Source organism: Pseudomonas fitomaticsae, assembly GCF_021018765.1.
Classification (GTDB): Bacteria; Pseudomonadota; Gammaproteobacteria; order Pseudomonadales; family Pseudomonadaceae; genus Aquipseudomonas; species Aquipseudomonas fitomaticsae.
Genome location: NZ_CP075567.1, coordinates 3,340,074 through 3,354,163 on the forward strand (window position 1 = coordinate 3,340,074; position 14,090 = coordinate 3,354,163).

Annotated in this window: 11 protein-coding genes; 7 read left to right on the forward strand and 4 right to left on the reverse strand. The window is 60.1% G+C overall.

Translation table 11 applies throughout. The features are described 5' to 3' along the window. Nucleotides 1–30: 30 nt before the first annotated feature. Nucleotides 31–396 (reverse strand): response regulator, encoded by a 366-nt coding sequence (locus tag KJY40_RS15015; protein WP_230730866.1) that lies wholly within the window; start codon nucleotides 394–396, stop codon nucleotides 31–33. A 264-nt stretch (nucleotides 397–660) separates the two neighbouring features. Here KJY40_RS15015 and KJY40_RS15020 point away from each other — a divergent pair, with 264 nt between their 5' ends. From KJY40_RS15020 to KJY40_RS15040, 5 genes are read left to right on the forward strand one after another with little or no spacing between them, the layout of a single operon-like run. Next, nucleotides 661–4,152: a response regulator gene (locus tag KJY40_RS15020; RefSeq protein WP_230730869.1), complete on the forward strand. Its 3,492-nt coding sequence runs from the start codon at nucleotides 661–663 to the stop codon at nucleotides 4,150–4,152. Beyond that, a complete protein-coding gene (locus tag KJY40_RS15025) occupies nucleotides 4,152–4,985 on the forward strand; it encodes a CheR family methyltransferase (protein WP_007954533.1) in 834 nt (277 codons plus the stop codon). Before KJY40_RS15020 ends, KJY40_RS15025 begins: the two co-directional genes overlap by 1 nt. Beyond that, nucleotides 4,982–5,575 (forward strand): chemotaxis protein CheB, encoded by a 594-nt coding sequence (locus KJY40_RS15030; protein ID WP_230730870.1) that lies wholly within the window; start codon nucleotides 4,982–4,984, stop codon nucleotides 5,573–5,575. Before KJY40_RS15025 ends, KJY40_RS15030 begins: the two co-directional genes overlap by 4 nt. Next, nucleotides 5,569–6,783 carry a hybrid sensor histidine kinase/response regulator gene (locus KJY40_RS15035; RefSeq protein WP_230730871.1) on the forward strand — a complete coding sequence of 405 codons (1,215 nt, stop codon included), beginning with the start codon at nucleotides 5,569–5,571 and terminating at the stop codon, nucleotides 6,781–6,783. Before KJY40_RS15030 ends, KJY40_RS15035 begins: the two co-directional genes overlap by 7 nt. 44 nt (nucleotides 6,784–6,827) lie before the next feature. Next, nucleotides 6,828–7,205, forward strand: coding sequence for a response regulator (locus tag KJY40_RS15040; RefSeq protein WP_007954537.1), 378 nt, complete (start codon nucleotides 6,828–6,830; stop codon nucleotides 7,203–7,205). 13 nt (nucleotides 7,206–7,218) lie between these two features. Here the strand turns inward: KJY40_RS15040 and KJY40_RS15045 are convergent, their stop codons facing one another. From KJY40_RS15045 to KJY40_RS15055, 3 genes are all read right to left on the reverse strand, one after another. Next, nucleotides 7,219–8,889 (reverse strand): ATP-binding protein, encoded by a 1,671-nt coding sequence (locus KJY40_RS15045; RefSeq protein ID WP_230730873.1) that lies wholly within the window; start codon nucleotides 8,887–8,889, stop codon nucleotides 7,219–7,221. Next, complete coding sequence (locus KJY40_RS15050) at nucleotides 8,886–10,388, reverse strand: ATPase domain-containing protein (protein WP_230730875.1); 1,503 nt, start codon at nucleotides 10,386–10,388, stop codon at nucleotides 8,886–8,888. The genes KJY40_RS15045 and KJY40_RS15050 overlap by 4 nt, the downstream gene beginning before the upstream one ends. A 128-nt stretch (nucleotides 10,389–10,516) precedes the next feature. Then, nucleotides 10,517–11,572, reverse strand: coding sequence for a tetratricopeptide repeat protein (locus KJY40_RS15055; RefSeq protein WP_230730876.1), 1,056 nt, complete (start codon nucleotides 11,570–11,572; stop codon nucleotides 10,517–10,519). Nucleotides 11,573–11,764: 192 nt separating this feature from the next. Between KJY40_RS15055 and KJY40_RS15060 the strand changes: the two genes are divergently transcribed. Then, nucleotides 11,765–13,900: an FUSC family protein gene (locus KJY40_RS15060; protein WP_230730877.1), complete on the forward strand. Its 2,136-nt coding sequence runs from the start codon at nucleotides 11,765–11,767 to the stop codon at nucleotides 13,898–13,900. After that, the gene (locus KJY40_RS15065; RefSeq protein WP_207982663.1) at nucleotides 13,890–14,090 is read left to right on the forward strand and encodes a DUF1656 domain-containing protein; all 201 of its coding nucleotides are present in this window, start codon (nucleotides 13,890–13,892) and stop codon (nucleotides 14,088–14,090) included. The genes KJY40_RS15060 and KJY40_RS15065 overlap by 11 nt, the downstream gene beginning before the upstream one ends.

A 14,090-nucleotide genomic window follows, 5' to 3' on the forward strand; every position in this document is an offset into this window, starting at 1 on the left:
GGTTGAATCCGCGCTGAAAAGCCGCTTGCGTCAGTGTTGACCCAGAACGCTTTTCACCTTGTCGCGCAGTTGATCGATCGAAAACGGTTTGCCGATCACATGCATGTCCGCGGGAACTTCAATCGTCTCGGCATAACCGCTGGCAAACAGAATCGGCAGTGACGGTCGAATAATGCGGGCCTCGGTGGCCAGTTGACGGCCATCCATGATCGGCAGACCGACGTCGGTCATCATCAGATCGATGTGCTGATTCACATCCTTGAGGATTTCCAGCGCCTGTTCGCTGCCATCCGCCTCAAGCACCTTGAACTCCAACTCCTCCAGTACATCGACGATCAGCATGCGCACGATGGCGTCGTCTTCTACTACAAGGATGGTGGACGCGGTGCTGGACATAGTGGCGGCTCTCAAGAATGGGGGAACGGGGCGCCGGTCGATCAAAAATGCCGGGCTCTTGCATGAGTAAGTGGCGCATAGCCACAAGTTCCCGGATGGATACAAAAAAGAATAGGCGCAAACGGGTGGGCAAGGATAACCGTTGGCCTGCGATTCGGTGCAGGCAAATGTGGGAAAACAGTGCTAACACTGTGAGAAAAATGGATCCATGCTGCCGTTTTGGGGCAAACTCCCTGGTTTTCAACAGTTCGACAAGGCTGCCCCATGTCCTCTCCGTCTTCGGTTGATGAGCAACGGTTTCGCAAACTCCTGAGCCGCAACGTCAGTTTGCCGTTGGGCGTCGGCGTCATCAGTGCCGTGTTCTTTGTTTCGCTGATCACTTATCTGTTGTCCGTGATTCAGTGGGTGGAACACACCGACCGGGTGATCAATAACGCCAACGAAGCGGTGAAACTCACCGTGGACCTGGAAACCGGCATGCGCGGGTTTCTGCTCAGCGGCGACGAGCATTTCCTCGACCCGTACGAGACGGCCAAGCCGCGCATTGCCGTGGCGCTGAGCACCTTGCTTGAATTGACCGCCGACAATCCGGTGCAGACCGATCGCCTGCGCCGTCTTCAGGCGCTGCAGACCGAGTGGGCAACTTACGCGCAATCGATGATCGACCTGCAACGCACCAGCGGTGACTACAAGGCCGCGGTCAAGGCGGGGAAGGGCAAGCGCCTGACCGATGAAGTGCGCAAGCAGTTTGACGATGTGATAGAAACCGAACAGCTGCTGCGTGCGGCGCGCAATGAAGACGTGCGTCGCACCACCATCTGGAGCATCAGCCTTTACCTGCTGTTCGTGGCCGGCATCAGCGGTCTGCTGGCCTATGTCGGTCGGCGCGATCTGCTCAACCTGTCCCAAAGCTATGGCGCTACTCTGGCGGCGCAAGAGGCCAGCGCCCATCGTCTGGAACAGCAAGCGTGGCTGCGCAACGGCCAGACCCAGCTTGCCGAGCAGGTCCTGGGACAACTGACGCTCAACCTGCTGGGGCGCAACATTCTGCAATTCTGTGCCCAATACCTTGGCACCGCCGTGGCCGCGCTCTATGTGCGCGAAGAACATGGCGGCCTCAAGCGCGTGGCGACCTACGGTTTCTCCCGCGAGCAGGAACAGCGGGATCAGTCGATCTACAGCGACGAAGGCATTGTCGGCCAGGTCGCCCAGCAAGCCCGGCTGATTCGACTCGATTCGGTGCCGGCCGATTATTTCAAGGTCAGTTCCGGTCTGGGCGAAGGTCTGCCACACAGCGTGCTGGTGGTGCCGACCAGTGATGACGATCGGGTCAACGGCGTGATTGAACTGGGTTTCCTGCGGCCGCTCACCGACCGTGATGTGGCATTGCTGGAACTGATTGCCGGCAATATCGGCACCTCCATTGAAGCGGCGCGTTACCGCCAGCGCTTGCAGGAAGTGCTGGCCGAAACCCAGCAACTCAACGAAGAGTTGCAGGTGCAGCAGGAAGAGCTGAAAACCGCCAACGAAGAACTGGAAGAACAGTCGCGGATTCTCAAGGAATCCCAGGCGCATCTGGAAACCCAGCAAGTCGAGCTGGAACAGACCAACGAGCAACTGGCCGAACAGGCCCAGACCCTGGCCGAGCAGCGTGACGCCATGGATCAGAAGAATACCGAGCTCAATCAGGCCCAGGTGCAGCTCGAAGAGCGCGCCGAAGAACTGCAACGCTCGAGCAAGTACAAATCCGAGTTCCTGGCCAACATGTCTCACGAGCTGCGCACACCGCTGAACAGTTCGCTGATCCTGGCCAAGTTGCTGGCGGAAAACCCGCAGGAAAACCTCAGCGCCGAGCAGGTCAAGTTTGCCGAGTCGATTTATTCCGCCGGCAACGATCTGCTCAACCTGATCAACGACATTCTCGACATTTCCAAGGTGGAAGCCGGCAAACTCGAAGTGATGCCGGAAAACACCAGCGTCGCGCGTCTGGCCGATGGCTTGCGCAGCGTGTTCGAACCGTTGGCGGCGGACAAGAAGCTGACCTTCAACGTCGAATTGCAGCCTGATGCGCCGATTACTCTGTTCACCGACCGTCAGCGTCTGGAGCAGGTGATCAAGAACCTGCTGTCCAACGCGGTGAAATTCACCGAGCACGGCACGGTCAGCCTGACCATCGCCGGCCAGCCGGACGATCGCATCGCCTTCATCGTGCGCGACTCGGGGATCGGGATTGCGCAGGACCAGCAGGAAAGCATTTTCGAAGCCTTCCGCCAGGCCGACGGCACCACCAACCGCAAATACGGCGGCACCGGATTGGGCCTGTCGATTTCCCGGGATCTGGCGACGCTGTTGGGCGGTTCGATCAGCGTCAGCAGCGCGCCGGGGCAGGGCAGTGCCTTCACTCTGGTGCTGCCGCAGCAATACAGCGAGCCGGGTGACGCGCCGATAATGCCGTTGACCTTCACCCCGCCGGCCTCTACACCGGTCATCGCGCCCGTGGCGGCGGTTTCGCCTCTGGCGCCCGTCGACATCCCGCGCTTCAACGATGACCGCAACAAGGCACCGTTCACTACCCGCTGCATCCTGGTGGTGGAAGACGAGCCGAATTTCGCTCACATCCTTTACGACCTGGCCCATGAACTGGGTTATCAGTGCCTGGTCGCCCACGGCGCCGATGAAGGTTATGACCTGGCGAAAGAGTTCGTGCCGGACGCGATCCTGCTGGACATGCGCCTGCCGGACCACTCGGGCCTGACCGTTCTGCAACGCCTGAAAGAACACGCCGAAACCCGGCACATCCCGGTCCACGTGATTTCCGTGGAGGACCGCGTCGAAGCGGCGATGCACATGGGCGCCATCGGTTACGCGGTCAAACCGACCACCCGCGAAGAGCTCAAGGACGTGTTCGCCCGTCTTGAAGCCAAGCTGACCCAGAAGGTCAAACGCGTGCTGCTGGTCGAGGACGACGATCTGCAACGGGAAAGCATCGCCCGGCTGATCGGCGACGAAGACATCGAAATCACCGCTGTCGGCCTGGCACAGGACGCGCTGGAGCTGCTGCGCACGACGATCTTCGACTGCATGGTCATCGACCTGAAGCTGCCGGACATGCTCGGCAACGATTTGCTCAAGCGCATGTCCACCGAGGACATCTGCTCGTTCCCGCCGGTGATCGTCTACACCGGACGCAACCTGACCCGCGACGAAGAGGCCGACCTGCGCAAGTATTCGCGCTCGATCATCATCAAGGGCGCGCGCTCGCCGGAACGCCTGCTGGACGAGGTCACACTCTTTCTGCACAAAGTCGAATCGCAGTTGTCCCATGAACGGCAGAAGATGCTCAAGACCGCCCGCAGCCGCGACAAGGTCTTCGAGGGTCGCAAAGTGCTGCTGGTGGACGACGATGTGCGCAACATCTTCGCCCTGACCAGCGCGCTGGAAACCAAGGGTGCAGTCGTGGTGATCGGCCGAAATGGCCGTGAAGCGATTGAAAAACTGAATGAAGTCGAGGATATCGATCTGGTGCTGATGGACGTGATGATGCCGGAGATGGATGGTTTTGAAGCCACCATGGAAATCCGCAAGGATCCGCGCTGGCGCAAGCTGCCGATCATCGCGGTGACGGCCAAGGCCATGAAGGACGATCAGGAGCGCTGCCTGCAGGCGGGCGCCAATGATTACCTGGCCAAGCCCATCGACCTGGATCGCCTGTTCTCGCTGATTCGCGTGTGGTTACCGAAGATGGAACGCATTTAGTGGAACGTAGTAATCACGTTGAACGAAACAGTGAAATCGAACTGCGGCTGCTGATCGAGGCGATTTATCTCAAGTACAGCTATGACTTTCGCGATTACTCCGGCGCCTCGATCAAGCGCCGGGTGCAACATGCGCTGAGCCAGTTCGAATGCGCGACCATCTCGGCCTTGCAGGAGAAAGTCCTGCACGACCCGACGGCGTTCATGCAGTTGCTGCAATTGCTGACGATCCCGGTCAGCGAGATGTTCCGCGATCCGTCGCACTTCCTGGCGATCCGTCAGGAAGTGGTGCCGCTGCTCAAGACCTATCCGTCGATCAAGATCTGGATCGCCGGTTGCAGCACCGGCGAGGAGGTCTACTCGATGGCGATCCTGCTGCGCGAAGAAGGCCTGCTCGACCGCACGATCATCTACGCCACCGACATCAACCCGCGCTCGCTGGACAAGGCCAAGCAGGGGATCTTTTCGATGGAGAACGTGCGCGCCTACACCGCCAACTATCAGCAGGCCGGGGGGCAGCGCTCGTTTGCCGACTACTACACTGCTGCCTATGGCTACGCGATTTTCGACAAGAGCCTGTGTGAGAACGTGACCTTCGCCGATCACAGCCTGGCGACCGATAGTGTATTCTCCGAAACTCAATTAATTTCGTGTCGTAACGTGTTGATTTACTTCAACAAAAAACTTCAGGATCGAGCGTTCGGGTTGTTCCATGAGTCGTTGTGCCACCGTGGATTTCTGGTACTGGGCAGCAAGGAAACTCTGGATTTTTCCGGCTATTCCAACCAGTTCGAACCGCTGGTGAAACAAGAACGGATCTACCGAAAATCATGAACAGTGCAGCGGATTTGCCTCGGGTCGAGGCGATTGTGGTCGGAGCTTCCGCCGGTGGCGTCGAGGCTTTGCTGACCATGCTCGGTTCACTGCGCGCCGGGTTCGGGCTGCCGATCATCATCGTGCTGCATCTGCCGGAAGAGCGCCGCAGCCAGCTCGCTGATGTGTTCGCCCGGCGACTGGCGCTGCCGGTGGCAGAAGCCATCGACAAACAGGACATCACGCCCGGCACCGTGTACTTCGCGACGCCGGGTTATCACTTGTCGGTGGAGCAGGACCTCAGCCTGTCGCTGAGCCTTGAAGACCGTCTGCATCATTCGCGGCCTTCAATCGATTTTCTGTTCGAATCTGCCGCCGATGTCTACGGGCCGGCGTTGGCCGCTGTGTTGCTGACCGGCGCCAACCACGATGGTGCGCGGGGCCTGGCGCAAGTCAAACGTCAGGGTGGGCTGACCATCGTGCAGGACCCGGACGAGGCGCAGGTCGCGACCATGCCTCGAGCGGCGCTGAAGACACATCAACCGGATTACATACTTCCCATCCACGGCATCGGCCGTCTGCTTGTCGAGCTGGAACGAATCGCATGCTGAGTAATATCCAGGCAAAACTGCTGATCGTCGACGATCTGCCCGAGAACCTGCTGGCCCTCGAAGCGCTGATCAAACGCGAAGACCGCACCGTCTACAAAGCGCTGTCGGCGGACGAAGCGCTGTCGTTGCTGCTGCAACACGAATTCGCCATGGCCATCCTCGACGTGCAGATGCCCGGCATGAACGGCTTCGAACTGGCCGAGCTGATGCGCGGCACCGAGAAAACCAAGAACATCCCGATCATCTTCGTCAGCGCCGCCGGCCGTGAACTCAATTACGCGTTCAAGGGCTATGAAAGCGGCGCGGTGGACTTCCTGCACAAACCGCTGGATATCCATGCGGTGAAGAGCAAGGTCAACGTCTTCGTCGACCTGTACCGCCAGAGCAAGGCGATGAAGCAACAGGTGGAAGCTCTCGAGCAGAGCCGCCGAGAACAGGAAGCGCTGTTGCAGCAACTGCAAAGCACCCAGGGCGAGCTGGAGCAGGCGGTGCGCATGCGTGACGATTTCATGTCGATCGTCGCCCACGAAGTGCGCACGCCGCTCAACGGCCTTATCCTCGAAACCCAACTGCGCAAGATGCACCTGGCCCGGGACAACGCCGCCGCGTTCACCCTCGACAAGATGCACGCCATGGTCGATCGCGACGAGCGCCAGATCAAAAGCCTGATCCGCCTGATCGAGGACATGCTCGACGTGTCGCGGATCCGCACCGGCAAGTTGTCGATCCGACCGAGTCACTTTGACCTCGCGCAGTTGGTGGGCACTCTGCTGCAGAATTTCGCTCAGCAGATCGAAGCCGCCGAGACCGAGGTCAGCTTTACCGCGACCGATCCGGTGGAAGGGCAGTGGGACGAATTCCGTATCGAGCAAGTGGTGTCGAACCTGCTGACCAACGCCTTGCGTTACGGCGGTAAAAGTCCGATCCAGGTACGGGTCTATCGCGCAGGCAATGAGGCCCGGGTCGAAGTTCAGGATCAGGGCATCGGCATCAGCGAAGAGAACCAGAAGCGCATTTTTCAACAGTTCGAACGGGTCTCCGCCAAGACGGTGGTGGCCGGCCTCGGACTGGGTCTGTTCATTTCCGAGCAGATCGTCGCCGCCCATGGCGGCTCCATCGTCGTCGAAAGCAAGATCAACGAGGGCGCCCTGTTTCGCGTTTGTCTGCCGCTCCAGGAAAACGGCAAAACAAACGCAACCTCTGAGTGACCACACGATCGTATCAGCAGCTATTGACCGAACAAAGGCTTCCCATGAGCGTAGATGCACAAGATGTAGTACTCGTCGTCGAGGACGAACCGGTAATCCTGATGGTCCTGACCGATTATTTGTCAGGCCAGGGCTATCGCGTATTGCAGGCCGAGAACGGCGAGCAGGCGTTCGAGATTCTGGCGAGCAAGCCGCATCTGGACATGTTGATTACTGATTTCCGCCTGCCTGGCGGGATCTCCGGCGTGCAGATCGCCGAACCCGCCGTCAAGTTGCGCCCTGATCTGAAGGTGATCTTCATCAGCGGCTATCCGCAGGAAATCCGCGAGACCGGCAGTCCCATCACCCGCCGGGCGCCGATCCTGGAAAAACCGTTCGATCTGGATGTGTTGCAGGAGAAGATTCAGGAACTGCTGGCCTGAGGCGTTAACCGCCTCAGCTCTTGATCATTTCCCGCACCTTCGCTGTCAGCAGATCGAAGGTGAACGGCTTGGTGATCATCTGCATGCCCGGGTCGAGGAACCCGCCGCGCACCGCCGCGTGCTCGGCATAACCGGTGATGAACAGCACCTTCAAGTCTGGCCGGTATTGCCGGCCGATTTCCGCCAGTTGCCGTCCGTTCATGCCGGGCAGGCCGACGTCGCTGATCAGCAGATCGATACGTTGCTCCGAATCCAGAATCGGCATGGCACCGTCAGCATCGCCGGCTTCGACAAAGCCGTAACCCAATTCACTCAATACCGCGCTGACCAGCACACGCACGGCCGGGTCATCTTCGACGATCAAGACGGTTTCGCCTTCCACGGCGTTCGGCGCCTGCTCCGCGTCAGCGGGTGCGTGAGGCAGTGATTCGCCCTGGAAGCGCGGCAGATAGAGTTTGACCGTGGTGCCCTGATCGATTTTGCTGTCGATCGACACATGACCACCGGATTGCTTGCTGAAGCCGTAGATCATCGATAGACCCAGCCCCGTGCCCTGGCCGATCGGCTTGGTGGTGAAAAACGGATCGAACGCACGATTGATGACACTTTCCGGCATGCCGCAGCCATTGTCTGTCACGCTCAATACGACGTAATCACCGGGCTCAAGATTGCTGTAGGTTGCGGTGTAGTCGCGATCCAGTACCTGATTACCTGTCTCGACCACCAGATTGCCGCCGTCGGGCATCGCGTCGCGCGCGTTGATTACCAGGTTGAGCAGGGCGCTTTCCAGTTGATTGGGGTCGGCCTCGGCCACCCACAATTGTTCGTGCAGACGCATGTCCAGCTGAATGCTTTCGTTGAGGCTGCGTTGCAGCAGTTCACCCATCGACTGCACCAGGTCGTTCATCTGCACGGCTTTGGAGTCCAGCGACTGACGACGGGAAAACGCCAGCAAACGATGGGTCAGGCCGGCGGCGCGGTTGGCGGAGGTCACGCCGAGATCGATCAGGCTGTCGAGGTCGTCGGTGCGGCCACGGGCCAGTCGTCGGCGCAGCAATTCGAGGCTGCCGATGATCCCGGTCAGCATGTTGTTGAAGTCGTGGGCGATCCCGCCGGTGAGCTGGCCGACCGCTTCCATCTTTTGCGACTGGCGCAGGGCTTCCTCGTTGTGCCGCAATTGCGCGGTGCGTTCCTCGACTTGTTGCTCGAGGGTTTCCAGCGTCGATTGCAGGCGCCGTTCGCTATTGCTCAGATCGATCAGGCGGTCGCGAGCTTCGTACTGTCGTCGTCGCCCGCGCAGGGCGGTGGAGATCAGGCTGACCAACGTCACTGGATGGAAAGGACGTTCAAGAAATGTCACATTGCCCAACAATTTGCTGAGCTGCGAGGAGGGGCCTTGTTCGGATCCGCCGTGATGGGTGAGCAACACGATCGGCAAGTCAGACCACGCCGGTTGTTGCTCCAGGTACTGCAGCAGGCCTTCGAGCTCCGGTCCATTCAGGGCCTCGGCCGCGATCAGCAGCAGACCGGCGCCGGGCTCAAGTTCGCTGCACAGCGTGGCCAGATCGGGGGTGATCAGGCCACCGTATCCGGCCTCGTTGAGGATCATCAGCGCCACCTGGCTGTCGCGCCCCAGGGGCGCGAGGATCAGCGCCCGTTCCGACAGCGGTACGGTGATGGTCACAAGTTGTCATCCTTGAGCAGCGGATTGCTCGCGCCGAGATAGGTCGGTACGCCGCGCAGCACGCCCTGGAAGGCTTCCAGCGGTTCACCGATGGTCATGCCCTGCGAGGAAATGCGGTATTCGCGAATGGTCGATTCGTGGCTGCCGGTGCGTTTCTTGATGATCGAAATCGCTCGACGTACTTTGCCGAGGGCTTCGAAGTAGCGCAGCAGAATCACCGTGTCGGCGAGGTAAGTGATGTCGACCGGGGCCTGCATGTCACCGACCAGCCCGTGCTGGGCGACGGTCATGAACGTCGCGGCGCCCTTGCGGTTCAGATACAACAACAGTTCGTGCATGTGCAGCACCAGCGCGTTTTCTTCCGGCATCGCGGCCTGATAGCCGTTGATGCTGTCGATCACCACGGTCTTGATGTCACCTTCATCAACGCAGCGTCGCACCCGGTGAGAGAACTCGCCGGGGGACAGCTCGGCGGCGTCGACCTGTTCGATCAGAAGATTGCCGGTGGCTTGCAGGGCCTTGAGGTCGATGCCGATGTTCTTCATGCGTTCGAACAGCAGGCCCAGTTCTTCGTCGAAAATGAACAGCGCAGCCTTTTCACCGCGCGCCACGGCCGCTGCCGCGAAAATCATGGTGATCAAGGATTTGCCGGTCCCCGCCGGGCCCAGAATCAGCGTGCTGGAGCCGGTCTCGATACCGCCCCCGAGCAAGGCGTCCATTTCCTTGATGCCGCTGGTCAGTTGCAGCCGTGGGTAATCGCCCCGGTGCTCCGCCGCCACCAGACGCGGGAAGACGTGCACGCCATCACCCATGATGGTGAAGTCATGGAAGCCGCCCCGGTATTTCTGGCCTCGGTACTTGATCACCCGCACGCGACGGCGTTCGGCGCCATAGTTGGGGGTCAGTTCTTCGAGGCGAATCACGCCGTGAGCGACACTGTGAACGGTTTTATCGAGGGATTCGGTGGTCAGGTCATCCAGCAGCAAAACCGTGGCGTCGTAGCGCACGAAGTAATGCTTGATCGCCAGAATCTGCCGGCGGTAGCGCAGAGAGCTTTGTGCGAGCAGGCGGATTTCCGAGAGGCTGTCGAGCACGACTCGGGTGGGTTTGAAGCGCTCGACCACTTCAAAAATCTGTTTGGTCGCCTCGCCCAGCTCAAGGTCCGAGGAATACAGCAGGCTTTGCTGATGCTCGGCGTTGAGCAGACTTTCCGGGGGTGTCAGCTCGAAAATCTCGATGTTTTCGTTCAGTTCCCAACCGTGGGATGCCGCGCCCTGGCGCAATTCGCGCTCGGTTTCGGACAGCGTGATGTACAACGAACGTTCGCCGGCACGGGCGCCGGCCAGCAAAAAATGCAACGCGACGGTGGTTTTACCGGTTCCAGGCTCGCCCTCCAGCAAGAAAACGTGACTGCGAGACAAGCCACCGGCCAGGATATCGTCCAGCCCTTCGATGCCGGTGGCGGCTTTTGCACTGATCAACGCGTTCGATGTAGACAAAAAGTGCCCTCTCATGACTAGGGGAAACGAGGCAGCGGGCGCCGGACGCCATTTGGCACTGCCTGATTACTTGACCCTTTGCCGAGACGGCGGTTCCGAGTTTCTTGCGGGGTGTGTCGAGAAGGCCGCTAGAGACCTTGCTGAAGGGAGGGATCGTCGGGATTCATCTGTTCGAGCTGAGCCAGCAGAATCTGCACGTTCTGCAACTGACCGCTTTCTTTCCAGTAATTGATCAGCAGCACCCGCGCCTTGCGATCAGCCGGATGACGCTGGACGATTTCCTGCAGCTGCTTTTGCGCCGCTTCCAGTTCTTCGGCGCCGTGCAGGGTGGTGGCAAGGTCGTAGCGGTAGTCCTTATTGTCGGGCTCGAGTTCCACGGCTTTGGACAGGCCGAGCAGGGCGTACTCGCGTTGATCGTGATGCAGCAGCCAGAGGCCCAGCGCGTGTTGCAGATAGGCCGAATCGGGTTGGGCCTTCAATTGTCGGGCGAGCAACTGTCGTGCGGCGTCGCTCTGGCCCTGACGATCGAGCACTTCGATCTGCATCACCAGCGCCGGCAGGTTGCCGGGATCCAGGCGCAAGGTCTGCTCCAGCGCTTGCTGTGCCTGTTTCAGTTCGGCGTTGTGCAGATACAGGCGCGCCAGTTGCACGTAGTTGGCGGCACTTTCCGGCTGAGCCTTGAGCGCCTGCTCCCACACGTCGATGCCTTGCTGGAGCGGGGCGAAATACAGGCCCAGTTGATCCGGAGACAAGCCGAGCAGGGCGTTGATCGCAGCAAAGCGTACGGTTTGATCGTCATCGTCAAGCAACGGCCCCAGCAACAGACTGCGCTGCCCGCCCGGTACCAGACCAGTCACGCTTTTGATTGCGGCCAGCCGCACGTCCGGCGATTCGTTTTGCAGATCGGCATCCGCCAGCTTCAAAGCCTGCGGGCTCGGGTAATTGGGCAGCTCGGCATGCAGCCAGACGCGCCGCTTGACCGACAGATCCGGACGCCCCAACTGCTGGTACAAAACCCGCGCGGCACCCGGTTGGCCAGCCCGAGCGGCGGCCAGCGCTTCGCTGTACCCATGCTTGATCGCTTCCGGAACCACGGGCGCGGTACTGCGCAATGACAGCCAGGCCACGAAGAGGACCAGCACAAGGCCGAGGCTGATGAGCAAATAGCGGCGAGACTGAGACATGCGAATTTCCGAAACTTTCGTTTTGTAGCGGAGGTCGCAAGCTTCTGTCAGCTCGCGCCTTGAGTCAAACCCTCTGCCCGATATGGCCTACTAAAGGCGTTGAATCGACCTACAGCTTGTGTCGACCCTGTTCGCCGTCATGCCCGCCATGCAGTGTCTACGCTTGCAGAAGTTGTTTCGAAGAGGCTACCCATGCAATCCCTGCTTATTTATTTCAAGGCGGTAATCCACCCCAGCCAGGCCGTGCTGCTGTTTGGTTTGCGCACCATTGCCGCAGGTTTGCTGACGTTGTACCTGGCGTTCCTGTTCGATCTGGATCAGCCGAAGTGGTCGATCATGGCGGTGGTGATCATCAGTCAGCCACTGGCCGGGATGGCGCTGGCACGCAGCTTCGGGCAAATCATCGGGACAACCCTTGGCGCGGTGGTGGCAGTGCTGCTGATGGCGATCTTTCCCCAGGCGCCGTTGCCGTTCATCACGACCCTGGCGCTGTGGCTGGCTCTGTGCACGGCCGGCGGCACGTTGCTGCGCTACACCAGTTCCCAGGCGTTCGTGCTTAGCGGGTACACCGCCGTGGTGGTGGCGCTGCTGGCGATTCCGGATCAGGACGGCACTTTTCTGCTGGCGGTGACCCGGGTCACCGAAACCTTGCTGGCGGTGGCGTGCGTCTGCGTGGTCAGCCTGTTGACGGCGCGGCCCGAGGCGGTGTCGCGCAACTATTTCGCGAAGGTCGATCAGGTGATCAGACTGGTCGCCACTCATGCCGCCGCCGTGCTTCGAACCGAAGAAAGCGAAGCGGACTTTCAACGCCGGCAAATGCAACTGCTGGGGGAGATCAGCGCCCTTGAAGGTCTGCGCCGGCACCTGTACTTCGACGCTCCGCGCCTGCGCAGTGCCAACAACCTGGTGCTGTTGCTGGGCAATCAACTGATGCTGCTGACCTCACGCCTGACCGCTTTGCGTCACCAGCGGGAATTGCTTACCGAACGCTGGGAGGGGGATCTGCCGCCGGATATCCAGCAATTGCGCGCCGAGGAACTGGCACTTCTCGATCAGCTCGCACAGCAAGGACGTTCATTGCCAACCGAGGTGCGTCATCAGTTCGTCGCGCTGCAACAGCAGTTCGAAGCGCTCGCCTACAAGGCCGAACAAATGACGGAAGACATGAGTGCAACCCTGCGCTCGCTGGCCTGGGCATTGCGCTGGGAACAGGCGCGGCTGTTGCAGCAACTGGAACAGATCCTCGAGCTGAGCGACGCGATACAGGAAGGGCGGGAAGCCAGCTGCATGTTCCGTGGCCAGTCCAGCCCCTTGCACCTGGATTTCACCCTCGCGACGATGAATGCCATCCGCGCCTTCAGCGCACTGCTGGTGGCCGGGTTGATCTGGATCGAAACCGCCTGGGACGGTGCGCGGGGCGGGATGATTCTGGTGGGGATTCTGTGTTCGTTGATGGCGACGTTTCCGCGCCCGTTGATCGCCGCGCAGAGTTACGCCCGAGGGTTGGGACTGGCACTGGTGGTGTCGGCGTTCTACCAGTTCATGCTGGTCCCGGCGATCAGTGATTTTGAAATGTTGGCCTTGTTGCTCGCGCCCTTGCTGTATGCGATCGCGGTCGGACTGTCCAGCCCGGCCACCGCCGGTATCGGCATGGGCCTGGGGCTCTCGAGTTTTCTGATGCTCGGCCCGCAGAACGTCGGCACCGGGCAAAATACCGCCATTCAATGGTTCGAGTTTGCCGGGGCTTACGTGAGCGCGGCGATGCTGGCTTTGATCGTCTATGCCTGGATTTTTCCGTTCCGTCCGGCCCTGCGCATCCGGCGCTTTTACAACGAAGCGCGAGAACAGGTTTATCAACTGACCAAAAGCCCGGCCACCGACGAACAGCAATTCGCCTTCGAAAGTCGCATGGTCGATCGCCTGACCTCGATGCTGGGCGTGTTGCCCGCCGCCAATGATCGGGACATGCAGCGTTTGTATGAAATCAGTCTCGCCTGCGTGGCGTTGGGCGTGGCCACGCATCAGCTGAGGCAACAGGCACAGAACAACACTCTGCTCACGGACGCATTCGGTCGGCAGCTGTCGACGGCATTGCGTCAGACCGGTCGTTTCGTCGCCGGCCGACCGGACGTGAGCCTGACACCGTTGCTGACTACGCTGCATGCGCTTGGCGATGAACTGGACGCCTTGCATGTCGCCACCCATGAACACTTGTGGTCGGTGTTTCGCATGCGCGTGGCCCTGTTGATCGTAGTGTCGTTTCTGGAGCGACATGGCGAGCATTTGCAGCCCGACCGTTCTGAAGGAGAGCCCGTTCTTGCCCATTGATTTCGAGATTGGCGGCGTTTATCTGCCTCCCATCGCCCAGGCCCTGTTGCTGGCCATACCGGTTTTTCTGGTGCTCGACTGGGGTTTGCGCCGGCTTGGCGTCCTGCGTTTTGTCTGGCATGAGGCGCTGTTCGAAGGCGCCTTGTACGCCTGTGTTTGCGCTGCACTGATTTTGCTGATGGGAGCCTGA

Bases quoted from the DNA above. Each gene is read 5' to 3' on its own strand.
- KJY40_RS15015 (WP_230730866.1), bottom strand. From the start codon at position 396: ATGTCCAGCACCGCGTCCACCATCCTTGTAGTAGAAGACGACGCCATC.
- KJY40_RS15020 (WP_230730869.1), top strand. From the start codon at position 661: ATGTCCTCTCCGTCTTCGGTTGATGAGCAACGGTTTCGCAAACTCCTG.
- KJY40_RS15030 (WP_230730870.1), top strand. From the start codon at position 4,982: ATGAACAGTGCAGCGGATTTGCCTCGGGTCGAGGCGATTGTGGTCGGA.
- KJY40_RS15035 (WP_230730871.1), top strand. From the start codon at position 5,569: ATGCTGAGTAATATCCAGGCAAAACTGCTGATCGTCGACGATCTGCCC.
- KJY40_RS15040 (WP_007954537.1), top strand. From the start codon at position 6,828: ATGAGCGTAGATGCACAAGATGTAGTACTCGTCGTCGAGGACGAACCG.
- KJY40_RS15055 (WP_230730876.1), bottom strand. From the start codon at position 11,572: ATGTCTCAGTCTCGCCGCTATTTGCTCATCAGCCTCGGCCTTGTGCTG.
- KJY40_RS15060 (WP_230730877.1), top strand. From the start codon at position 11,765: ATGCAATCCCTGCTTATTTATTTCAAGGCGGTAATCCACCCCAGCCAG.